General features: G+C 72.6%; 16 protein-coding genes. 11 read left to right on the forward strand and 5 right to left on the reverse strand.

Annotated features, from left to right (window positions below; genetic code table 11):
- Positions 1 to 105 precede the first annotated feature (105 nt).
- Both WME73_RS49090 and WME73_RS49095 read right to left on the reverse strand, forming a co-directional pair.
- Positions 106 to 513, reverse strand: a complete 408-nt coding sequence (locus WME73_RS49090; RefSeq protein ID WP_437743181.1) for a hypothetical protein — start codon at positions 511 to 513, stop codon at positions 106 to 108.
- A 137-nt stretch (positions 514 to 650) separates the two neighbouring features.
- A complete protein-coding gene (locus WME73_RS49095; protein WP_437743182.1) occupies positions 651 to 1,331 on the reverse strand; it encodes a phosphoribosyltransferase in 681 nt (226 codons plus the stop codon).
- A 274-nt stretch (positions 1,332 to 1,605) separates the two neighbouring features.
- Between WME73_RS49095 and WME73_RS49100 the strand changes: the two genes are divergently transcribed.
- Entirely contained in the window at positions 1,606 to 2,454 is an 849-nt protein-coding gene (locus WME73_RS49100; protein WP_437743183.1) for a DUF2267 domain-containing protein, read from the forward strand.
- Between the two features lie 48 nt (positions 2,455 to 2,502).
- Here the strand turns inward: WME73_RS49100 and WME73_RS49105 are convergent, their stop codons facing one another.
- The gene (locus tag WME73_RS49105) at positions 2,503 to 3,780 is read right to left on the reverse strand and encodes a PAS domain-containing sensor histidine kinase (protein WP_437914096.1); all 1,278 of its coding nucleotides are present in this window, start codon (positions 3,778 to 3,780) and stop codon (positions 2,503 to 2,505) included.
- Between the two features lie 692 nt (positions 3,781 to 4,472).
- Here WME73_RS49105 and WME73_RS49110 point away from each other — a divergent pair.
- Positions 4,473 to 4,937 (forward strand): hypothetical protein, encoded by a 465-nt coding sequence (locus WME73_RS49110; RefSeq protein ID WP_437914097.1) that lies wholly within the window; start codon positions 4,473 to 4,475, stop codon positions 4,935 to 4,937.
- Between the two features lie 672 nt (positions 4,938 to 5,609).
- On the opposite strand, the gene WME73_RS49115 is transcribed toward WME73_RS49110, so the two are convergent.
- Positions 5,610 to 6,023 carry a hypothetical protein gene (locus WME73_RS49115; RefSeq protein WP_437743187.1) on the reverse strand — a complete coding sequence of 138 codons (414 nt, stop codon included), beginning with the start codon at positions 6,021 to 6,023 and terminating at the stop codon, positions 5,610 to 5,612.
- A 527-nt stretch (positions 6,024 to 6,550) separates the two neighbouring features.
- Between WME73_RS49115 and WME73_RS49120 the strand changes: the two genes are divergently transcribed.
- Positions 6,551 to 6,892 carry a hypothetical protein gene (locus WME73_RS49120; protein WP_437914098.1) on the forward strand — a complete coding sequence of 114 codons (342 nt, stop codon included), beginning with the start codon at positions 6,551 to 6,553 and terminating at the stop codon, positions 6,890 to 6,892.
- A 485-nt stretch (positions 6,893 to 7,377) separates the two neighbouring features.
- Here the strand turns inward: WME73_RS49120 and WME73_RS49125 are convergent, their stop codons facing one another.
- Positions 7,378 to 8,571: a hypothetical protein gene (locus WME73_RS49125; RefSeq protein WP_437914099.1), complete on the reverse strand. Its 1,194-nt coding sequence runs from the start codon at positions 8,569 to 8,571 to the stop codon at positions 7,378 to 7,380.
- Positions 8,572 to 8,827: 256 nt separating this feature from the next.
- Between WME73_RS49125 and WME73_RS49130 the strand changes: the two genes are divergently transcribed.
- The 8 genes from WME73_RS49130 to WME73_RS49165 all read left to right on the forward strand — a co-directional run bounded on the left by WME73_RS49130 (position 8,828) and on the right by WME73_RS49165 (position 21,776).
- Positions 8,828 to 11,062, forward strand: coding sequence for a substrate-binding domain-containing protein (locus WME73_RS49130; RefSeq protein ID WP_437914100.1), 2,235 nt, complete (start codon positions 8,828 to 8,830; stop codon positions 11,060 to 11,062).
- A gap of 124 nt (positions 11,063 to 11,186) precedes the next feature.
- On the forward strand, positions 11,187 to 13,508 hold the full coding sequence (locus tag WME73_RS49135) for a substrate-binding domain-containing protein (protein ID WP_437914101.1): 2,322 nt from the start codon (positions 11,187 to 11,189) through the stop codon (positions 13,506 to 13,508).
- A gap of 116 nt (positions 13,509 to 13,624) precedes the next feature.
- On the forward strand, positions 13,625 to 14,725 hold the full coding sequence (locus tag WME73_RS49140) for a hypothetical protein (protein WP_437743192.1): 1,101 nt from the start codon (positions 13,625 to 13,627) through the stop codon (positions 14,723 to 14,725).
- A 288-nt stretch (positions 14,726 to 15,013) separates the two neighbouring features.
- Complete coding sequence (locus tag WME73_RS49145) at positions 15,014 to 16,390, forward strand: hypothetical protein (protein ID WP_437914102.1); 1,377 nt, start codon at positions 15,014 to 15,016, stop codon at positions 16,388 to 16,390.
- A 641-nt stretch (positions 16,391 to 17,031) separates the two neighbouring features.
- A complete protein-coding gene (locus WME73_RS49150) occupies positions 17,032 to 18,120 on the forward strand; it encodes an SDR family NAD(P)-dependent oxidoreductase (protein WP_437743194.1) in 1,089 nt (362 codons plus the stop codon).
- Positions 18,117 to 19,409, forward strand: coding sequence for a TIGR04295 family B12-binding domain-containing radical SAM protein (locus tag WME73_RS49155; protein ID WP_437743195.1), 1,293 nt, complete (start codon positions 18,117 to 18,119; stop codon positions 19,407 to 19,409). The genes WME73_RS49150 and WME73_RS49155 overlap by 4 nt, the downstream gene beginning before the upstream one ends.
- The gene (locus WME73_RS49160) at positions 19,396 to 20,586 is read left to right on the forward strand and encodes a glycosyltransferase family 4 protein (protein ID WP_437743196.1); all 1,191 of its coding nucleotides are present in this window, start codon (positions 19,396 to 19,398) and stop codon (positions 20,584 to 20,586) included. Before WME73_RS49155 ends, WME73_RS49160 begins: the two co-directional genes overlap by 14 nt.
- The gene (locus WME73_RS49165) at positions 20,577 to 21,776 is read left to right on the forward strand and encodes a CgeB family protein (protein WP_437743197.1); all 1,200 of its coding nucleotides are present in this window, start codon (positions 20,577 to 20,579) and stop codon (positions 21,774 to 21,776) included. The genes WME73_RS49160 and WME73_RS49165 overlap by 10 nt, the downstream gene beginning before the upstream one ends.
- The last annotated feature ends 29 nt before the right edge of the window (positions 21,777 to 21,805 follow it).

Below are 21,805 nucleotides of genomic sequence, written 5' to 3' on the forward strand. Positions count from 1 at the left end.
TGCGTGCGCCCGGGCGAGCTCGGCCACACCGAGCAGCCGAGCGTGACCCTCGCATCCTTCGCCGAGACCTCGAGCGCGCCGCGGACCGTTCCGGCCGAGTCGTGGCTACGCGCCGCTCCGCTTCTCCGGGATGTGGTCCTCGCCGCCCGGCGTCCGCTCTCTTCGTGCCTGCGGCTCCTCCAGCTCGGGCCGCTGGTGCTCGGGGCCTTCGCGGGGCACGGCCTCGCCACCGTGCGTGCCGCCCAAGTGAGCGCCGCCGGCATAGCGCGCCGCGCTCTCGGCCGAGCTCGTTCCGCCGGCGTCCCGCTCGGCCGTCCTGCGCATCGTGCGCTCGTCGGCGTGCTCTGGGGGCCTGCGCCGCGGGGGTGCGATCTCGGGTCGAACGCGATCGCGCAGGCTCCGGACACCGCGGAGCACGCGTGAACGTCGGATCCACCGCAACCCGGCGAGGCGCCGGACGATACGATCGACCCGCTCCTTGGCCCACGTCAGGGTCTTCTTGGCCGTCTCCATGAGCTCAGCTTGCGTCGGGCGATCCGGCACCGGGAGTGTGCGGCGCCGCGTTCCCACGCGGGGCCCCACCAGCGCGCGTCCGATGTCGGCCCCGGTTGCCTGAGAGGGATGAGCCGGAGCGCCATTGCACCGACCCGTCAAGCGGCCTCTTGCGCGTTACGCGATGTCGGCCTCGCGGCGCGCTCCAAAAGGGCCCGGACCTCCTCATCCGTGGTCTGCGAGAAGTCCTGGTACCAGAGCCCGACGGCCACGAAGGGCTCCGGCGTGACGGCGCAGACGACCTCGTCCGCCTCCCCCTGAAGGGCCTCGCATGTCGGGGGGGCCGCGACGGGGACGGCCACGACGATTCGAGCGGGCGACAGGCGCCGCAGAGCCTTCACTGCCGCCCGCATGGTCGCGCCCGTCGCCAGGCCGTCGTCCACGAGGATGACCACGCGACCGCGGATGTCGAGCGGAGGCCGGCCGCCGCGATATTCGCGCTCGCGACGTTCCAGCTCCTCCCGCTCCAGCAGCTCGGCGTCGGCGATCTCCCTTTCCGTGAACCCGAGCGCGTCGACGACATCCTCGTTGAGCACGCGCACGCCGCCCGAAGCGATCGCCCCCATCGCAAGCTCTTCCTGCCCGGGAACGCCGAGCTTGCGCACGACGAAGACGTCGCACGGCGCCCCCAACCGGCGGGCAACCTCGAACGCCACCGGGACGCCTCCCCGCGGTAACCCCAGCACCACAACGTCCGCTCGACGGGCGTAGTGGTCGAGTTGCGCTCCAAGGCGCTCGCCTGCATCCGAACGGTCATGGAAACGGTCATGGAACAACATGAGCCCTCCTGCCAGGCTGCGGGGACGGACCTCTTGTCCGCTCGAAATTTGTTCGCTCGAAATGTACGGGAGGGTTCTCGAAAGCGTCAGTCCCCTACCAGCAGATAGTAGAATCGTAGTGGATTCAAGAGCCCAGGAACGACGGCATACGGATGAGCAGCCGAACGGGGCCCGGTGGACTCTCGATGCGCCGCCCCATTGCCATGGGGAAATTCGACCCAACGAAAAGCACTGCGAAAAACAACGGAGGCGCGACATGCTCTGTAGCCAGCTGATGAAGAGTGAGCCCGTTTGCGTGCTGCCAGACACCACCGTGCAGACGGCGGCGCAGCGCATGGGCGACGAGAACATCGGATTTCTCCCCGTCTGCGACGTCTCGGGCAAGGCGCTCGGTGCGCTGACGGACCGGGATATTGCCATCCGCGTCGTGGCGAAGGCTCTCCCCGCCACGATCCGGGTCGCCGACGTGATGACGTGCGAGGTGGTCGCTTGCGGGGCGGACGAGGACATCCAGCAGGCGGAGGAGCGGATGCGGCAGGCCCAGAAGTCGCGCATCATGTGCACCGACGCGCAGGGACGCCTGGTCGGCGTGATCAGCCTCTCCGACATCGCCAGGAGCGAGCCCGATGACAGGGCCGCGGGATTGCTGCGCGCGACGGCCATGCGGGAAGCCCCAGCGGCGCCCGGGGCCGAGCCGGCGCGCGAAGCGAGGCCGATCGACGTGAAGTCCGAGCGCGTCTTCCGGCGGATCGAGCAGAGCGGGGCGCTGCCGAAGGATCTGCGCGCCCCGGAGGCGGTCGGCGCCGTGCTGTGCGTGCTGTCGCTGCGGGTGAGCGGCGGCGAGGCGCGGGACATGGCGGGCGCCCTGCCGCCGACGCTCAGGGAGATCGTCGAGCCGTGCGCGCTGCACCGGGCCGAGCTGCCGGACACCTTCGGCCGCGGCGAGTTCGTGCAGGTGTTGGCGCAGCACCTCCAGACGTCGAGCGAGCAGGCCGAAGCGCTGGCGCGCGCCGTCTTCGCCGCCGTCGAGGCGGAGATGCCGATGGACGAGGTGACGGCAGTCGAGGTGCAGCTCCCGGGCGATCTGAAGGATCTCTGGGGTCGCCACCGCCGGGCAGCCTGACGCTCGCTCGAATCGGCGCTTCGAGGCAGGGGGGCATCGGATCCACGATCATTGCACCTGAAACTCAGGCCGCTCCACGCCGGGCGCATGCGCGCGGCGCGGCAGCTCGACGGTGAACGTCGAGCCCCGGTCCGGCGCGCTCTCGACCCGGATGGTGCCGCCGAACGCGTCGAGGATCTGCTTCACGATCCACAGCCCGAGCCCGAACCCCCCGTAATGGCGCTCGGACACGGCGCGCTCGAAGCGCCCGAAGATGCGGGCCTGCTGTTCCGGCGCGATGCCGATCCCCTGGTCGCGCACCACGATCCGCGCCGCGTCGGCGCCTTCCTCCACGATCAGCTCGATGGGCTTGCCGGCTCCATACTTGATGGCGTTCGAGAGCAGGTTGCTGAGGATCTGATCGACGCGGGTCCGGTCCCACCATCCGGCGACCGGCTGGCCGGCCTTGACGCGCAGCTCGCAGCCGGCCCGGGTGAGCTGCTCGCGGAACCGGAGCGCCGTGTCCCGCGCCGCGGCCGCGACATCCACCTGCTCGTGGCGAAGCTGGACCTTGCCCGCGGTGATGCGCGAGACGTCGAGCAGATCGTCCACGAGCCGCTTCAGCCGCTCCACCTGCCGCGCGACCACGTCCATCTTGTCCAGCAGCCGCTCGGGCGGCAGGGGCGCCGCGTCGCCGCGCAGCGCCCGCTGCACGCTGCCGACCTGCAGCTCGAGCGGGGTGAGCGGCGTGCTGAGCTCGTGGGAGGCGATGGAGAGGAACTCGTCGCGCAGCCGCACCGCGTCGAGCGCCTCGTGGTACAGCCGCGTCCTGTCAGCCTCGGCCTCGCGGGTCTCGGTCACGTCGATGCCCGTGCCGATGATGAACTCCACCTCCCCGTCCTCGTCGTACAGGAACGCATGCGCCCAGACGACGCGGCGCTTGCTGCCGTCCTTCGCGATCCAGTCGTTCTCGTGGTACGGCAGCGGCTCGCCCCTCTTGCTCTTCGCGAACGTCGCCAGCAGGCTCGCCTTCTGCTCCGTCGCGAGATACAGGTCCCAGAACACGTGGCCGCGCACCTCGTCGAAGCAGAGGCCGGTGAGCTTTTCGCAGGCCCGATTGAAGCGCACCACCCGGCCCTCCCGGTCGAGGACGACGATCAACGCGGCCACCGTATTGAGCACCGCGGCGCTGAAGTCCCGCTCGTGCCGGAGCGCCTCCTCCACCTGGCGCAGCCGGAGCAGCGCCCGATCGGCCTCGACGCGCGCCGCCTGCGCGCGGGCGTACCACGCGCGGAACTCCAAGGCTGCGAGCACGGCGACGGTGATCCGCAGCGCTTGTAGAACCATGCTCCCCCCGGGCTGGCCACGCGGCCGCGCCGCCCCTGAGGATCTCGGGCCCTCCCGCAGGGTAGGTTAGCATAGGTCGATCCGACGGACGCGCGGTGCGCCGGACCCCTCGAGCGCCCAGCACGTCCCGCCGTCGCGGCAGTTCGAGATCTCCCAGCGATTCCGATCGGCGGATTCGGGCGGCCGGGCACGAGACCCTCGGCGCATTCCCAGGGTGCGGCGATGACGAGGGCGATCTCGGGGAATGCCCGCCCGACTCCAGCGCGCAGCAGGCGGAAGGGGCCCAGTCGCTCCAGCAGAGCTGCGCCGCCTGTCGCACCACGACCAAGACCGGCGATGCGCGCGGCGGCGCACTCGAAGGCATCAACGTTGACGACCTCGACCATGTGCGCGGTGGCAAGGCCGAGATCTACGCGGTGGTCCCGGAGGGCGCGATGCCTCCGGGCGGAAAGCTCCAGGACGCGACGATCGCGTCCATCCGGGTCGACCTCGATTGCGGCGCGCAGGTGCGTTTGGGCGGGGTGACTGAACTCGGGGCAAAAGGAGCTCACGGGCGAGGAGGGCACCGTCGCCCAGACGCTGCGGTTCCCCGAGTAGCTGGAATCCTCGATGCTCGTCTCCGCCTGTCTGGCGGGGAGCACGATGGACGGCCTTGCGTGGGTTTCAGATTTCGTTGAAGTATATGGATGGGAATGGACACGCAGTTGAGCAGCGACGAGTCGGACCCCTCCGGGCAAGCTGCCATGAAGAACTTCGTGATGCACCTCATGTGCCTGATGGAGATCGCGTCATTCTGTGCTTTCCCTAAACTCAGGGCGAAAGCGACTGGCGCGCCGACCCGCGTGCACGTCCTCCATCGTCTGGACGCCTATCTGCCGATTGCACGGGAACACGATACGAGAGAGCCTGGGCCGCAACCTAAAAAGACGATGTCGTGGGTACATGCCGTGAGGCTTCGCGAGCTCTTCAGCGAATGGACACCGTCCCTCGACGTTCCGCCCGAGATCGCGGAGGAGTCACGGCGCTTCCTCGCTGGGCTCGGCTTCCCCGACCCGCGGGACGAAATCTGGGATACGTGGGATGGATCAGACGAAGCGGCAGGACCGATCCCCACGGGCGGTCAATCCACGGCCCCCACGGGCGGCGATCATCGATGAGACCTGAGATCGCCGTGCACGAGGCGGTCCTTGGGTCCAGCCTGTTCATGACCAAGGATCCAGGAGAATGGCAGTCCTACCTCGAGTTCGAAGTGCTCATCGCCGAATTCCGGGAACTACCACCGCGTGGTCCACCCACGCTCAACCGGATTTGGCATGCGGCTCGCACGCTCGGAAGCCATGCAAATCGGTCGGCTCATTTCCGCGGTTGCTTCGCTCCCGTGGCTCGCTCTCTGTGTCGCCTCATGCTGGATGCCACCATCGGAGGCGATTCCGGAGACCGAACGCACTGCGGACGAGCCGGAAGCTGCCGTGATGGCGCGATCGGAGGAAGGCGTCACGAGCGTTCCAGATGCGGACGAGATGATGGACGGCGAGGCTATGGACGAATCCGTGGGAGAATCGGCGGATGCAATCGGTAGTCTCAAAATCATCCGCTGCAAGAAAGCCGACCGTGGCATTCCATGCATGAAGCAGTGTGCAAACGCTGGGATCTCGTGTGCGTCGAAGCGACCTCATCCCGAAGACCGCGACGTCGGATACGGAGAGCTCGGGCAGTGCAGAACGTTAGGCGCTGTCGGCAGTTGTTGGTATTACTACCCCAATGGCCAGTTTTGTGTCTTCGTCCTGTGGAGGTCGTTTTGTCGCATTGATAACGACTGATGGCGAAGGTTATTGACCGGGATCACCCAAGCCGCGAAGAGCTTCTTGCGCGGCTCGTTCCCAATCCGAGCCGAACAGACTCTCCATGCACTGGATCGATAGATTGTATAGCTCCGGCGGCCGCTTTCCTCCGGCCAGCGCTGCGGAGCCCACCGTGTGAAGCCGGCGTATCCGCTCGACGTCCTCCACGGTGATGGTTGTGGGGCCCTGAATGCGCCCGGCTACATGCTCCATCATCGCCCACTCGGCGGCGCCCATAGTGTTCTCCCACGCGCATGAATCAACCCCAAGATCGGCGTCGCCGCGCTTCAGCGCACAGGCAAGAAGATAGGTATAGCCAAGGGCGTAGACCTGGGCATAGACCGCCCATGCGAGCTCTTCTTCCAGGTCTTCTTCCGCGTCGGTCCGCTCCTCGTCGGTCATGGCATGGACTGTACTTCCGTTCCTAGGGGCTGTCAGCGGGGGGAGCCGGGACCACGTCGCCAGGCGCCCCCGTGAACGCAGCCAGCGGTGAGGGCGTGAGGTCAGCTCGCGTCGCCCCCCCCCGTGGCCTTGAGGCGCGTGCCGGCTGCTGCTCCGCGGCCCCTCAGGCGAGCGGCCACAGGGCGCAGAACGGCCGCGGACACGCCGAGCCGCTCGCTGAGCGCGAGCTCGACCAGGCGGACGGCGGCGCACCCAGCACCGGGTCGGCCCACGCTACATGACGCCCGAGCAGGGCGACCTCGGCGCGGCCCCCTTCGCTCCAGCGTGGGCGCGGCGTGAGATGCGCGCCGGCGTCCGCCTGGTCGAGCTCCGGGGCCGCGGCATCGAGGTCGCGAGCGCGAGCCCCCTGGAGCTGTACGTCAACTGCGTAGGATCTCGAGTGGGCCGAGAGCAACGCCCTACTCGGCCGGATCGCCGAGGACGACGCGCTCGGCAAGGACCTTGTCGCCATCACGGGTCCTGAGTTCTTGGCCGAGGTGCGCGCCGCCCATGAGGCCTATGGCGAGGTCCTGGGGATCACGAAGGCGCACGAGACACCGGCGGAGGTGGCGGCCCTGCGCGAGCCGCTCCGGGAGCTCGTGAGCGCGATCGGCGATTACCTGCTTCAGGTCGTCGCCGCCGTCGATCGCGAGAGGCCGGAGACGATCCAGTCGGCGCGCGCGGCGCTCGCCCCGCTGGACCGCCTGCGCCAGGCCGCCGCCCGGCGGGCGGCCGGCAAGAGCGGCAAGGGCGAGCCCGCCGAGAACGACGACGAGGAGGCGCTCCCCGAGATCGAGCCCGACGCGCCGGTCCCGGACGTGCCGCAGTAGCCGCCCCGTTCGAACGGAGCCGGCGGCGCCGCTCGCTCTTGCTCGTGGCCGCCGCAGCAGCGCTCGCAGGGTGAAGGCCGGTCGAGCCCTGGTGCATCGATCCCGATGCTGGCGCCGCCAGGGCCCGCCGCCCTTCCTGCCCTTCCCGCCGCACTCTCCGGGTCCACCAGCTCAGCGCCACCCGGGTTGCGGCCTTGGACGACCTCGGATCCCTTCGGCTCGTTCAGGATCACCGACGCGGAGGACCGGCTCCTGGTCGGCTCAGCCGGGATGAGGGGCTCGGCCGACCCGGACGCCTCGAATTTGCACAAGGTTGCCGCCTCGGCCGACCCCGGGCGCCTTCAATTTGTACAAGGTTGGCGCCTCCGACCGACCCTGGGCGCCTCAATTTGTACAAGGTTGGCGCCTCGGCCGACCCTGGGCGCCTCAATTTGTACAAGGTTGCCGCCTCGGCCGACCCTGCCTCCTTCAGGGCGTGCGCTGTTCTAGCCGCTCGGATCGAGCTGCACGCCGACGGTCCACGCGGCGCCGCCCACGTCGTCCTTCACGGTGATGCGCCCCGTCGCGGCGTCGAGCTCGAGCGCCGGGTCTCCGCCGTTCGGGGTCGTGTTCCCGTCGTGGACGCGGACGACCTTGTCTCCCTCCACCGTGCACTCGGAGACGCCGGTCGTGCCCGCGCCGTAGAGCATGCGGCCGGCGCACGCGAGGCGCGTGAGGCACTTGCCGCCGCGCGGGAGCGGCGAGACGAGCAGCGCGCACCTCTGGCCCACCTTCACCGGGCTCGGTCCCGTGGACTCGGTGACGCGCGCGGACCGGCGCAGCGCTTTCCGGGTCGCGTCGAGGAGCGCCTCCCCCGCGACGGGCAGGCTCTGGTAAGCCAGCGTGAACTCGACGCGGTACGCGGGCGCCGAGTCGCGCCAGACGGCGCCGGCCTTGCGGATGCTGTCGAGCGAGACCTCGGCCCGCTCCCCGGCGCGCGAGCCCTTGTCCTGGTACGAGAGGGCATAAACATAGGTGCCAGGCTCAGGACCGGAGTCCTCCTCCACGCCGCTGCTGAACATCGACATGCCGTTCAGCGGATCGCTCGACCGGTAGATCGGCTTGCCGCCGCAGAGGACCCGGAGCGCGGGCACGCGGATGTCGTCGCCCGAGCTCGCGAGCTCCGCCTCGACGGTGCACGCCGCGCCGGCCGCGAGGGGGAGCCCCGTGGCGCGCGTGACGGCCGCCCTCCAGGTCGCGGTCGCGGTCCGCGCCGGCGCCTCGCGCGCCGGCGCCGCCGGCTCCGGCGGCGCCTGCGCTGGCTCGGGGACCGGCGCCGGCAGCTCCGGGAGGGGAGGGGCAGGCGGAGGCAGGGCCGGCTGCTGGACGATCGCCATCGTCTCGCGCGCGGGCCGCGCCAGCAGGTAGCTCGCGATCATCGCGCAGAGCCCCACGCCCGCCATCGTCACCAGGAGCGGCACCGCCGACGACCGCTTCGGCCGGCCGCGCACCGCGGCGAGCTCCCGGCCGAGCTGGTCGAGCACGCGGCGGGCCTCCGCCATCTGGCGCTCGATCTGCTCGACCCGCGCGGCCCGATCGTCGTCGCGGTGCTCCTCGAGCTCCTTCCTGGCCGCCGCGAGCTGCTCCTCGAGGCTGTCCACACGCCCCCGCAGCGCGTCTCGTTCGTCGCGGTATTGCATTGCTCGACGATACCACCGACCAGCTCGCCAGCGACGCCAGGCGCCGGCGGCGCGCCGGTCGTCGGAGCGCGTCGAAGCGCGTCGACACACACGCCGCGTGTGGGGCGGCCATGTCCGCAGTCTGACGCTACGCTCCGGATTCCACGGCAGGACACGAGACTTCTCGCCCGGGCCGGCGGCGCAGCGTATACGATGTAGCCGGTCCGCAGCGGCCGTGGGAAAGGCGGTCAGGTTGTGGAGCAGGAGGCCGTCGGGAATGGGTCAGGGTCGCCAGGGCAGTTCGGTACCGTTGCCGGAGCAGTGGGGCGAGCTGCCTGGCGCGGCGGAGCGGAAGGCCAGGGGAAAGGCCGGCGTCTCCGGCCCTGATCCGCGCCGGTCCGAGGGCGCGCACGCGGCGGCCCGCCCTCCCACCCTCGGCGTCGTCGCCCCGTTTCTCTCCGGCGCGTTCTGGGGCCCTGTCCTGCTCGGCATCCATGAGTCGGCCCAGCGGCGCGGGATCCGCACGCTGGTGCTGCGCGGCACGCCATCCGAGGTCCTGGCCCCCTCGCTCGCCAGAGAGCAGGTGGACGGGTGGCTCGTCATCATCGAGTTCGGCGGCCTCGAGGCGCTCGCCGATGCGGGGGTCCCGTTCATCACGCTCGGCGCCCGCCCCGCCGGCTTTCGCTGTCCCGCGGTGGTCCCGGACAACCACGGCGGCATCCGGAACGCGGTGCTCCACCTGATCGAGCACGGGCACCGGCGCATCGCGTTCGTCGGCAACTTCGCCGCATACGACGTGCGCGAGCGCCGCGACGCCTACATCAGCACGCTCGCCGAGGCCGGGATCCCCTTCGACCCCGATCTGGTCATCCCGTGCGACAACAACATGTACAGCGGAGGCCGGGCCGCCGCGCCGCTGCTCCTCGCGCAGCTGCCCGCGTGCACGGCGGCGGTCTTCGGGACCGACAAGAACGCGCTCGGGACGATGTCCGAGCTGAAGGCGGCGGGCGTCCGTATCCCCGAGGATTTCGCGATCATCGGCTTCGACGATGTCGTGGAGGCGCAGAGCGCCGACCCGCCGCTGACCACGGTGCGCCAGCGGTTCGAGATGATGGGGAGCGCGGCGTGCGAGCTGCTCGCGTCGATGATCGCCGGCGAGCCCTTCCCGCCCGAGGGCGTGCGCACGGCCAACGCGCTCGTCCTGCGGAGCTCGTGTGGCTGCAATGTGGTCCAGAACTTCCTCGACACGGAGGACGCGGCGTCCGAGGAGGACGCCGGCGACACCCTGGCCCGGCAGATGGTCGAGCAGCTGCTCCTGCCGCGCCCGCTCCCGCCGGATACCCCGCCGGCCGCGGTCTGGCCGGCGGTCACGCGGGTGGTCGACATGTATTTCGCGGCGCTCCGGGGCACCGCGCCCGCCCCGGCGGCCGAGCTCGAGCGAGCCTACCGCCAGGCCGTCGCCATCACGCCCGATCTGGGGGCCCTGCTGTCGACGGCCCGCCTGATGGATCAGCTCCCGGAGCGGCGCCGCATGTCCCTGGACGCCGCGGCCAGGCGGCGGGTCCAGGACTTCGTGGAGCTGGCGCGCCTCGCGTGCGCGCGGGCGCGGCTCGACGCCGAGACCCGCTCCGTCCACCAGCTCGGGGTGCTCGCGAGGACCAACTACGACGTGAGCTTCGCCCTGCTCGGCGGCACCCAGCAGGAGTACCGGTCGCTCTCGTGGCTCGAGACGACCACGATGGTCTGGGGTTGCCTCGCGTTGTGGGATGACCCGGCGGAGCGCGCGGGCCTCGTCGTCGCCGGCGCCTACAGCCGCGACGGCAGCCCGGTCCCCCCGAAAGGGAGCCGCCATCCGCTGGAGGCGTTCCCGCCGGCGGAGATGCTGCCGCCCTCGGCCGCGGACGGCACGTACATGGTGCTGCTCCTGCCGATACGCTCCGTGGAGCGCGACTGGGGGATCCTCGTGCTCATCGGCCCGGCCGTCGTCGCGATGACCGGGGACGAGGGCACGGTCGCGATCTGGGGGACGCTGCTCGGGGCGGCCCTCGAGCGCGACGCGCTGCTGGCGTCGCTGTCGGCGCGGCACGCCGACCTGCAGCAGGCGTTCGCGAGCGAGCGCGCGCTGTCGCAGACGGTGCGGGAGCTGGGCTGCCCGATCATCCCGCTCCTCTCCGGCGTGCTGCTCGTGCCGCTGATCGGGATGCTCGACGGCGGCCGCGCCCAGCAGGTGCTCGAGAAGGTGGCCGAGGGGGTGAGCCGGCACGAGGCGCTGTCCGTGCTGCTCGATCTCACGGGCGTTCCGTTCGTGGACATCCAGGTCGCCCATTTCCTGGGCATGACCAGCCGCGCGGCTGCCCTGCTCGGCGCGCGGGTCTACCTGGTCGGCGTGCGCCCCGAGATGGCGGAGAGCCTCGTCGACGTCGATCTCGGCGAGCTGGCCACGTTCTCCTCGCTCGCGATGGCGCTCCTCGAGCTCGCGCCGGCGGCGGGGGGCGCGCACAGGGCGAGGTGATGGGCGCGCCGGGGCACTGTCGCTTTCCTCACCTCCGGCCCGAAATCGATTAAGGATGGCGCTGGCCACGGAAGTGGCGAGGCTCGGCCGGACGTGGGCGAGCAGGGCGGGAGGGAGCGCGAGGATGGGTCAGGGGCGCCGGGACAGCGGCATCGTGGTGCCGGAGCAGTGGGGCGAGCTTTCCGGCGCACCGGGGCAGGCGGCGGGCTCGGGGCGCAGCACCGGCTCTTCTTTCCCACCGGGGCGCCGCTCATCTTTCCCACCGGGGCGCCGCTCTTCTCTGCCTCCGGCGCGCCGCACCGACGCCCCGCCGCTCCATGTCCCGGCAGCCGGCGCCGCGGCCCGCCCTCGCACCCTCGGGGTGATCTCCCCCTTTCTCGACGGCTCGTTCTGGAACCCTGTCCTGCTCGGCATCCATGACTCGGCCCAGCAGCGCGGGTTTCGCACGCTGGTGCTGCGCGGTACGCCGTTCGAGGTCCACGCGCCGTCGCTCGCCGGGGAGCAGGTGGATGGGTGGCTCGTCCTGATCGAGCTGCATGGCATCGAGGCGCTCGCGCGCGGCCGGGTCCCGTTCATCACCGTCGGCACGCGCGCCGCCGATGTCGCCTGTCCAGCCGTGATCCCGGACAACCACGGCGGGATGCGGAGCGCGGTGCGCCACCTGATCGAGCACGGGCACCGGCGCATCGCGTTCGTCGGCTACTTCGACGCGTACGACGTGCGCGAGCGCTTCGCGTCCTACAAGGACACGCTCGCCGAGGCGGGCATCCCCTTCGACCCCGATCTGGTCATCCGGAGCGACAACAACTGGTACAGCGGCGGCCAGGGCGCCGCGCCGGCGCTCCTCGCGCAGCTGCCCGGGTGCACGGCGGCGGTCTTCGGGACCGACAAGAACGCGCTCGGGATGATGCCCCTGCTGAAGGCGGCGGGCGTCCGCATCCCCGAGGATCTCGCCATCATCGGCTTCGACGACATCGCGGACGCGGAGGGCGCCGATCCGCCGCTGACCACGGTGCGCCAGCGGTTCGAGATGATGGGGAGCGCCGCGTGCGATCTCCTTGCGTCGATGATCGCCGGCGAGGCCTTCCCGGCCGAGGGCGTGCGCACGGCCAACTCCCTCGCCGTGCGGAGCTCGTGCGGGTGCAACACGATCCAGGAGTTCCTCGACAGGGAGGACGCGGTGCCCGAGGAGGACGCCGGCGGCGCCCTGGCCCGGCAGATGGTCGAGCTCCTGCTCCTGCCCCAGCCGCTCCCGCCCGGCGTCCCGCCGACCGAGGTATGGCCGGCGGTCACGTCGTTGATCGACGGCTATTTCGCGGCGCTTCGGGGCGCCGCGCTGCCTTCGGCGACCGAGCTCGGGGGCGCCTGCCGGCAGGCGGTCGACATCACGATGGATGTGGGGACGTTGCTGGCGACGATCCGCCTGCTGGGCCAGTTTCACGAGCGGCGCGGCGCGTCCCTGGACGACACGGCCAGGCGGCGGGTGGACGCGTTCCTGGAGCTCGTGCGCCTCGCGATCGCGCGGGCCCGGCTCGAGGCCGAGAGCCAGTATGTCCGCCAGCTCGGGGTGCTCGCGAGGACGAATTACGATGTGAGCTTTGCCCTGCTCGGCGGCACCCAGCAGGCGACGCGGTCGCTCTCGTGGCTCGAGACGACCACGGTGGTCTGGGGCTGCCTCGCGCTGTGGGATGACCCGCAGGCGCGCTCCCGCCTCGTCGTCGCCGGCGCCTACAGCCGCGACGGCAGCCCGACCCCGCCGATCGGCCGCCGCTGTCGGCCGGAGGCGTTTCTGCCGGCGGCGACGCTGCCGCCGTCGGCCGAGGACGGCACGCACATGGTGCTGCTCTTGCCGATACGCTCTGCCCGGCGCGACTGGGGGATCCTGGTGCTCGTCGGCCCGACCCTCGTTGCCATGGCCGGAGACGAGGGGACGGTCGCGATCTGGGGGACGCTGCTCGGTGCGGCCCTGGAGCGCGACGCGCTGGTGGAGTCGCTGTCGTCGCAGCACGCCGACCTTCAGAAGGCGTACGAGATCGAGCGCGCGCTCTCGGAGACGGTGCGCGAGCTGGGCTGTCCGCTCATCCCGCTCCTGCCCGGCGTGCTGCTCGTGCCGCTGATCGGGATGATCGACGGTGGCCGTGCCAGGCAGGTGCTCGAGAAGGTGTCTGAGGGGGTGAGCCGGCACAGGGCATCTTCCGTGCTGCTCGATCTCACGGGCGTGCCGTTCGTGGACGCCCGGGTCGCCGAGACGGTGGGCATGACCAGCCGCGCGTCCGCGCTGCTCGGGGCGCGGGTCTATCTGGTCGGCGTGCGCCCCGAGATCGCGATGAGCCTGGTCGGCGTCGACCTCGGCGTCCTGAGCACGTTCTCCTCGCTGTCGGCGGCGCTCCACGAGCTCGCGCCGGCGGGGCGGCGCGCGCGCAAGGCGAGGCGCGGGGCGCGGTGAGCCGCGACGAGGCTGCCTCGTAGGCACGGGCGCCTGTCGTTCGCGCCGGTGTGGAAGAAGTGGCGCGCGGCGAGGCGCCTTGACCTGCCGAGACGCGGCTGGCGTAGAATCGGTCCATGCTCGCCGTGCATTGCCCGCGCTGCGGGCGACCCGCGCCTGTGTCCCTCGCCAGCCCGGATCTCATGGCCTGCGCGGCGTGCCAGTACCGCGGCCCGCTGCCCGGGGAGGCGGCGCAGGGCCTGCGCGCCGCGGCGCACGTGGTCTTCCAGACCGACGTGCGCCGCCGCCAGCTCTCGGAGGCGCTGCGGCGGAGGCTGGTCACGGCGTCCCAGCGGCACGCGCGGCTGCTTGTCGTGTTCGCGCTCGCGTCGGTGCCGATCACCCTGCTCGGCGCGCTCATCGTGCTGGGGGTCTGGGTCAGCCCCGACACCGAGGGGAACGTCATCACCGGCGGCATGACGGTGGCGGCGTGGCTCGGCACCGTCGGGACCGGCGCGGCCGTGCTCGCGGTCATGCGCAGCAGGCAGCGGCGGCTCGAGGAGGCGTGCGCCGCGCGCCCCCCGGCGGCCCCGGGCGAGCCGGCGGCGTGCCACGTGTGCGGCGCGCCGCTCGGCGCGGGTGACGGCGCGATCGCGCGGTGCGGCTTCTGCGCCGCCGACAACCTGGTCGCCGCGGCCGTCCTCGAGCGGGTGCGCGCGCGCCAGGTCGTGATCCTGCGGTCGTTCGAGCAGGCCGTGAGCGCCGAGCTCGCCTCGTTCGGCCGGGCGACGTCCGGCGCCGCCGCGGTCGTCGTGGCGACCGCGCTCGCGGTCCCGGTCGCCTCGTTCGTCCTCGCCGTCGCCGTCACCCTGGTGGGCGAATCGAGGCGGTCGCCGGTGGACGCCGCCGTGACGTACGCGGTCGTCGGCACGCCGCTCGGGCAGTGCATCGGAAAGATCATGCCGGGAAAGGGCGGCGGCACGGCGGTGCGGTTCGGCGGGTTCCGGCGCGCGGAGCTGCCCGAGGAGCAGGCGATCGCGCCGGGAGCGCCGATCGAGGCCGTGTCGCCCGGGTCCCTCGTCGGCCGCTCCGTGACGGCGAAGCAGGGGGAAGGCGTCGTTCAGGGGGTGTTCTCGTCGCCGCTCACGGGCAACTCCGTCGAGGTCCGGCGCGAGGAGGGGACGTCGTTCACGAGCAGCATCGCCGGCCTGTGCCTGAGCGGCCCGCCGCCGAGGTGATCTGCGCGTGTTTCGCGCCCGCGTCCGGCAATGGACGTCGAGCGCTCAATCGCTGTTGATCGCCGCATTCGGCGCGGGCTCCGCGATTGCTGCGCTGTCCGCAATCGCGGAGCGCGCGCGGCGTTCGGCCGTCGCTCCTCTGCGCGGCGCGCGGCGCGCGGCGGCGCGGTGCGGGCGCGCACGGGGGCGCCGCGCGCCGGAAGTTAGTTGTTCCGTGCCGGCGCCCTCCACGTATAGTGGGGGGTAGTTGGTTGGGGGTAGTCGGTATTCACACCCAGTGGAGACAAGATGAGCCAAGGTGGCTGGGGCGGGGGATCAGGGGGCGGTCAGGGCGGTGGTGGTTACGGGCAACCGCCGGGGGGTGGCTACGGCCCGCCGCCGGGCGGTGGTTACGGACAGCCACCCGGGGGCGCTGGCCCTGGTCAACCGCCGGGTGGTGGTTACGGCCAGCCTCCGGGACAGCCGCCGGGTGGTGGTTACGGCCAGCCTCCGGGACAGCCGCCGGGCGGTGGTTACGGGCAGCCTCCGGGCGGCGGTTACGGTCAGCCGCCGGGCGGCAGCTACGGTCAGCCGCCGGGGCAGCCTCCGGGCGGCAGCTACGGTCAGCCGCCGGGGCAGCCTCCGGGCGGCAGCTACGGTCAGCCGCCGGGGCAGCCTCCGGGCGGCAGCTATGGCCAGCCGCCGGGGCAGCCTCCGGGCGGCGGCTACGGCCAGCCGCCGGGGCAGCCGCCGGGCGGCGGCTACGGCCAGCCGCCGGGGCAGCCGCCGGGCGGCGGCTATGGCCAGCCGCCGGGGCAGCCGCCGGGCGGTGGCGGCTGGGGCCAGCCTCCGGGGCAGCCTCCGGGCGGCGGCGGCTACGGCCCGCCCCCGGGAGGAGGCGGCGGCTGGGGCCAGCCTCCGGGCGGTGGCGGCGGCTACGGCCCGCCTCCGGGTGGCGGCGCCGGCTGGGGTGGGGCCAACCCCTACCAGCCCCCGGGCGGCGGCGCGGGCTATGGCTCACCCCCGGGCACGGGCGTCGCGGCGCCGTGGGGAGCGGGAGATGCGGCGTCCTTCGGCTGGGAGCGCCTGAAGCGCGACCCGGCTGTCCTCATCGGCGCCATGGTCGTCGTCGGGCTTGCGTCGAGCGTCCCCAACGGCATCGGCGGAGGCATCCAGGCGGCGCTCGCGAGGGACGCGCCCTCCGCGGGGGCGGCCATCCAGTTGCTGATGCAGGCCGTCGCGCTCGTGGTCGGCGCCTACTTCGCCGGAGGCATGAACAACCTCCTCCTGAAGGTCGCGCGCGGCGAGCCGTACTCCTTCAGCGACGTCCTTGGCGGCGGGCGGTGGTTCCTGTCCATCCTGGGCGCCCAGCTCCTGACCGGTCTCGCTGTCGGCGCCGGCATGCTCCTCTTGATCGTCCCCGGCGTCATCGTCGCGCTCGGCCTGAGCATGACGACGCTGTGCATCGTCGATAAGAACCTGGGCGCCATCGACGCCATGAAGGAGAGCTGGCGAATCACGACCGGCCACAAGGGGGGCCTCCTCGTCTATGCCCTGCTCGCCTGCGCGCTCGTGCTGGCGGGCGTGCTCGCCTGCTGCCTCGGCACGCTCGTGGCCGCGCCGGTCGCCGCCATCGGGCTTGCGTTCATCTACCTGCGTCTGACGGGCCAGCCGACCGCGAGCTGAGCCTCCCGAGGGCTCGCTCCCGCGCTGCCCTCCTCCCTGCAAGCCGAGCCCCTCCCGCGCGCCATCGTCGCGCCGCCTCGCATCTCCCGCCTGGCAGATCCCCTCATTTTAGCGGGAGATTGAACAGGGAGGCGGGGAGGCGGGGAGATTGGTGGGATTTTCCTCCCCGTCTCCACGCCTCCCTGTGAATTTCTCCGAAGAATTCGAGGAGAAGCTTCAGACCTCCCTCTCCCCCCTCCATTTCCGCCCCGCGCCGAGCGCGCCCCTCCCTTCTCACCCCCGTCCCCGACCGCTCTCATCGCCTGTCCGAGCGGCGCTCCTCGCCACAAACCCCCTTTGCGACACATCGAGTCTCCGCTGCCATCCGGCGGCGCCGTACCCTCTCCAGGAGGCGCGGAAGGCGCGATACCGATCGTCAAACAAAGCTCCTTCGATCGATTGCGGCTCTCCAGATCGCATGTTAATCGGTGTCTCCTCAGGGACTCCCGCGCAGCGAGGCGCGGAGCCGGGGGGGACATCGCGCGGCGGGCGGGCGTTCGGTCTGCCTGCCGCGCTGCGCCGTCGTGCGCCGTCCGCTCGCGAGGCGCTCTCTCTCATCACCCGCTCGCCCGCCGCTCGTCCAGACCGGAACGGAGCATCCTATGCCTGACCATGTCCTGATCACGGGGGGAGCCGGGTTCATCGGCTCTCACCTGGCCGACGAGCTGCTCCGAAAGGGGGAGCCGGTCCTCGTCCTCGACAACCTCTCGCGCGGGTTCGTCGAGCGCAACGTCGAGCGCCTCAAGGGGCGTCACGGCGCTGGCGTGGAGGTCCGGGTGTGCGACGTCCGGGACGAGCAGGCCGTGAGCGACGCCGTGCGGCGCGCCTCGTTCGTCTTCCACCTCGCCGCGCAGGTCGCCATCGCGAGGAGCGTCGCCGACCCGGCGCTCGACTTCGAGGTGAACGCGCGCGGCACGCTGAACGTGCTCGAGGCGCTCCGGCGGCTCGACCGCCCTCCGCCGCTCCTCTTCGCCTCCACCAGCAAGGTCTATGGCGCGCTGCCCGATCTGCCGATCGAGCGCGGCGAGGAGCGGTATCGACCCCTGTGCGAGAGCGCGCGCGAGCACGGCATCTCCGAGAGTCAGCCGCTCGATCTCCGGGGCCCCTACGGGTGCTCGCGGGGCGCCGCCGACCAGTACGTCCTCGATTACGCCCGCACCTTCGGCCTCCACGCCGTGGTGCTCCGGGTGAGCTGCGTCTACGGCCCCCCGCAGTTCGGCAACGAGGACCAGGGGTGGATCGCCCACTTCGTCGCGCGCGCCATCCGCCGCGACCCGATCACCCTCTACGGCGACGGGCTGCAGGTCCGCGACGCGCTGTTCATCGAGGACCTCGTCGACGCCCTCCTGCGCGCGCGGCGCGCGCTCAAGCCCGCCTCGGGCCGCGCCTTCAACATCGGGGGCGGCCCGGACACGGCGGTGAGCCTCGTCGAGCTGCTCGATCTGCTCGAGGAGCTCGACGGGCGCCGCCCGGTCGTCTCGCTCGCCGCGTGGAGGCGGGGCGATCCGCGGTACTACGTCTCCGACTGCCGCGCCTTCCAGGCGCTCACCGGCTGGGCGCCGCGGGTCGCCCTGCGCGACGGGCTGCGCGCGCTCTATCAATGGCGCCTCGGCGTCGAGGCGCGACTCGGGGCCGTCTACGCCGACATCCCCTCGTCTGTCCGGATGGACCGGCTGGAGGCCGCCTCGTGAAGGTCGCGCTCGTCAACCCGCCCTGGACCTTCCACGGCAGCGTCTACCTCGGCTGCCGCGAGCCGCACCTGCCGATCGAGCTCGGGTACGCCAGGGCGCTGCTCGAGCGCGCGGGCCACGAGGCCGCCCTCATCGACGCCCAGGCGCGCGGGATCGACCTCATCGCGCTGCGCGACGAGGTCGCGGCGCTCCGCCCGGCCATGACGGTGATCGCCACGGCGCCGAGCTACCTCTCCTGGCGCAGCCCCCCGCCCGAGCTGCGCGTGCCCATGGCGGCGGTCGCCGCGCTGCGGGGCCACGGCGGCCTCCTCGTCGCCGTCGGGCCCCACGGCTCCGCGACCCCGCGCGCGGCGCTCCGCAAGCTCGGCGTGGACGTCGTCGTCCTCGGCGAGTGCGAGGAGATCCTCGTCATGCTCGCCGGCGCGACCGAGTCGCGCTTCTGGCAGATCCCCTCGATCGCCTACCGCAGGAACGGCATCGACCACGTGCAAGGAGGCCCTTACGCCGCCTGCCTGAGGACGCTGCCGGCCCTGCGGTGGGACGGCGCGACGATCGCGCGGCACGTCCACCACCACCACCGCTTCGACGCCGTGCCCGAGGGGCCGAGCGCCGAGATGGAGACCTCGCGCGGCAGCCCCTGCCGCTGCGCCTCCTGCGCCAGGGACGGCGCGCGCGACAGGCTCCGGAAGCGCCCGCTCGCGACGGTGCTCGAGGAGCTCGACGCGCTCCTCGCCGAGGGCGTGCGCCACGTCTATTTCATCGACGAGCGCTTCCTGCCCGACCGGGCCCTGCTCGAGGAGCTCTGGGCGCGGGACGTGGTGTTCGGCGTCCAGCTCAGGATCGACAGCTGGTCGCGCGAGATGCTCGATCTCCTCGGCCGCGCTGGCTGCGTCTCGATCGAGGCCAGCGTCGAGCGCCCGTCGATCGAGGGGATGGACGCGCTCGCCAGGCGGTGCAGCGCGTCGGCCGAGGAGCTCACCGCGCTGCTCGTCCACGCCCGGCGCAGCGTGCCCTTCGTGCAGGCCAACCTGAGCGACGCGGGCCCCGGCGATCCGGCCGAGGCGGCGTCGTGGCGGCAGCGCCTCCTCGGGCTCGGCGTGTGGGCCAACGAGCCTGTCCCGGCGTTCCCGTACCCTGGCTCGCCCGCGTACACCCGGCGATGGGGGGCGCCGGACGACGGCGCCTGGGAGCGGGCGCACGCCCACTATATCGCCGAGCACCGGACGTTCGGGGACCTGCCAGACAGCCGGCCGCTGCCGCTCACGGAGCTCGAGCATGGCGCGCGTTGACCGCGGATCCCCGGGCGCCGCGGCGCCGCGGCCCGGCCGGGTGCTGATGACGGCCGACACGCAGGGCGGCGTGTGGACGGTCGCGCTCGAGCTCGCAGGCGCGCTCTCCCGCGCCGGCGTGGCCACGGTGCTCGCGATCATGGGCGGGCCCCTGTCGCCCGCGGCGCGCGCGGCGGCCGCCGCGGTGCCGGGCCTCGAGCTCGTCGAGAGCGCCTACCGGCTCGAATGGATGGATGACCCGTGGGACGACGTCGCGGCCGCCGGCGACTGGCTGCTCGACCTCGAGGAGCGGGCGCGGCCGGACCTCGTCCACCTGAACGGCTACTGCCACGCGGCCCTGCCGTTCCGGGCGCCCCGCGTCGTCGTGGCGCACGCCTGCGTGCTGTCGTGGTGGCGCGCGGTGCACCGCCGGCCGGCGCCGGTCCGCTACGAGCGCTACCGCGCGCGGGTCGCCGAGGGGCTCCGGGCCGCGGACGCTGTGGTCGCGCCGAGCGCGGCGATGCTGAGCGCCCTCGCGGGCGAGTATGGCGCGCTCGGCCTCGGCCGCGGCCATGTCATCCCGCACGCGCGCGACCGCAGGCGGTTCGCGCCGGCGCCGAAGGAGCCGTTCGTCTTCGCGGCCGGCCGGCTCTGGGACGAGGCCAAGAACCTCGCGGCGCTCGAGAAGGTCGCGCCCCACCTCGCGTGGCCCGTGCTCGTGGCCGGGAGCGACGTCGCGGCGGGCGGCGTCGGCCGCCGCGCCGGGGAGAGCCTCTGCTCCCTCGGGTGGGTGGACGAGCCGGAGCTCACGTGGTGGATGTCGCGCGCCGCGATCTACGCCTCCCCGGCGCGGTACGCGCCGTTCGGCATGGCCACCCTGGAGGCCGCCCTCTCCGGCTGCGCGCTCGTGCTCGGCGATCTGCCGAGCCTGCGCGAGGTCTGGCGCGACGCCGCCCTCTACGTCCCCGCGGACGATCCGCGCGCGCTCCACGCCGCGCTCGACCACCTCATCCGGGACGTCGCGCGCCGCGAGGCGCTCGGCGCGCTCGCCCGCCGGCGCGCGGTGCGCTTCAGCCCGCGCGCCATGGCCCGCCGCTACCTCGACGTCTACGCCCTCGCGCTCGCCGCCCGCCCGCCGGCCCCCCGGCGGGTCTGCCCTCCTTCGTCGCCTTCACCCTGCGGGACACCATGCGAATAGCCCTCTTCTGCCACTCCTTGCTCTCCGACTGGGATCACGCGGACGCGCACTTCCTCCGCGGGATCGCGGCCGAGCTCGACGCGCGCGGCCACGACGTGCTCGCCTTCGAGCCCGAGGACGCCTGGAGCGCCCTGGGCCTCGTCGCGGCGTACGGCCCGGACGCGCTGCGCGAGGCCGCCGCCGTCTATCCGCGCCTCCGCCCGCGCCGTTACGCGCTCTCCACGCTGGACCTCGACGCCGCGCTCGCGGGGGTCGACGTCGTGCTCGTCCACGAGCGGAGCGACCCGGAGCTCGTGCGGCGGCTCGGCGAGCACCGCGCGCGCGCGGATCGTTATCGCCTCTTCTTCCACGACACGCACCACGGGCTCATCACCGATCCGGCCGCGATCGTGCGGCGCGATCTCTCGGGGTACGACTGCGTGCTCGGCTTTGGAAAGAGCGTTTGCGATCTCTACCTGAGCCGCGGCGTCGCGCGGCGCGCGGTGGTGTGGCACGAGGCCGCGGACGCGCGCCTGTTCCGGCCGCTGCCCGAGGTCGAGAAGGAGCGTGATCTCGTGTGGATCGGCAACTGGGGGGACGGCGAGCGCACGGCGGAGCTCCACGAGTTCCTCGTCGAGCCCGTGAGGGCGCTCGGGCTCCGCGCGCGGGTCCACGGCGTGCGTTACCCCGATCGCGCGCTCTCGGCGCTCGCGGACGCCGGCATCGAGTACGCCGGCTGGCTCCCCAACCACCGCGTCCCGGACGCCTATGCGCGCGCCCGGATCACGGTGCACGTCCCGCGGCGGCCGTACGCCGCGTGGCTCCCCGGCATCCCCACGATCCGGCCGTTCGAGGCGCTCGCGTGCGGGATCCCGCTCGTGAGCGCGCCGTGGACCGACGTCGAGCGCCTCTTCTCGCCTGGCCGGGACTACCTCGTCGCGCGCACGGGCGCGGAGATGACGGAGCACCTCCGCGCGCTGCTTGCGGACCCGGAGTTCGCGCGCGGCGTCGCCGAGCACGGGCGCCGGACGGTGCTCGCGCGCCACACGTGCGCGCACCGCGTGGACACGCTCCTCGACCTGATCGACGAGCTGCTCTTGCGGCCGTGCTACCGGCTCGGCGAGGCGGCGGAGGACGACGTGGAGCGGAGCGGCCCTGCGTCCGGCGTTCGCCGCCGTGACCCGGGCCGCTACCGGAGCCCGCTCGCGTGAGGTGCTGCGCGGCGCGGGGGGGTCTCGGC

It is taken from the genome of Sorangium sp. So ce302, from assembly GCF_051530145.1.
GTDB lineage: Bacteria > Myxococcota_A > Polyangia > Polyangiales > Polyangiaceae > Sorangium > Sorangium cellulosum_B.

What these genes read in the sequence shown, in the direction of transcription:
- WME73_RS49110 (WP_437914097.1), top strand. Translation starts at nt 4,473, where the DNA reads ATGGACACGCAGTTGAGCAGCGACGAGTCGGACCCCTCCGGGCAAGCT.
- WME73_RS49130 (WP_437914100.1), top strand. Translation starts at nt 8,828, where the DNA reads ATGGGTCAGGGTCGCCAGGGCAGTTCGGTACCGTTGCCGGAGCAGTGG.
- WME73_RS49105 (WP_437914096.1), bottom strand. Translation starts at nt 3,780, where the DNA reads ATGGTTCTACAAGCGCTGCGGATCACCGTCGCCGTGCTCGCAGCCTTG.
- WME73_RS49150 (WP_437743194.1), top strand. Translation starts at nt 17,032, where the DNA reads ATGCCTGACCATGTCCTGATCACGGGGGGAGCCGGGTTCATCGGCTCT.
- WME73_RS49145 (WP_437914102.1), top strand. Translation starts at nt 15,014, where the DNA reads ATGAGCCAAGGTGGCTGGGGCGGGGGATCAGGGGGCGGTCAGGGCGGT.
- WME73_RS49095 (WP_437743182.1), bottom strand. Translation starts at nt 1,331, where the DNA reads ATGTTGTTCCATGACCGTTTCCATGACCGTTCGGATGCAGGCGAGCGC.
- WME73_RS49100 (WP_437743183.1), top strand. Translation starts at nt 1,606, where the DNA reads ATGAAGAGTGAGCCCGTTTGCGTGCTGCCAGACACCACCGTGCAGACG.
- WME73_RS49125 (WP_437914099.1), bottom strand. Translation starts at nt 8,571, where the DNA reads ATGCAATACCGCGACGAACGAGACGCGCTGCGGGGGCGTGTGGACAGC.
- WME73_RS49115 (WP_437743187.1), bottom strand. Translation starts at nt 6,023, where the DNA reads ATGACCGACGAGGAGCGGACCGACGCGGAAGAAGACCTGGAAGAAGAG.
- WME73_RS49140 (WP_437743192.1), top strand. Translation starts at nt 13,625, where the DNA reads ATGCTCGCCGTGCATTGCCCGCGCTGCGGGCGACCCGCGCCTGTGTCC.
- WME73_RS49090 (WP_437743181.1), bottom strand. Translation starts at nt 513, where the DNA reads ATGGAGACGGCCAAGAAGACCCTGACGTGGGCCAAGGAGCGGGTCGAT.
- WME73_RS49135 (WP_437914101.1), top strand. Translation starts at nt 11,187, where the DNA reads ATGGGTCAGGGGCGCCGGGACAGCGGCATCGTGGTGCCGGAGCAGTGG.
- WME73_RS49165 (WP_437743197.1), top strand. Translation starts at nt 20,577, where the DNA reads ATGCGAATAGCCCTCTTCTGCCACTCCTTGCTCTCCGACTGGGATCAC.
- WME73_RS49160 (WP_437743196.1), top strand. Translation starts at nt 19,396, where the DNA reads ATGGCGCGCGTTGACCGCGGATCCCCGGGCGCCGCGGCGCCGCGGCCC.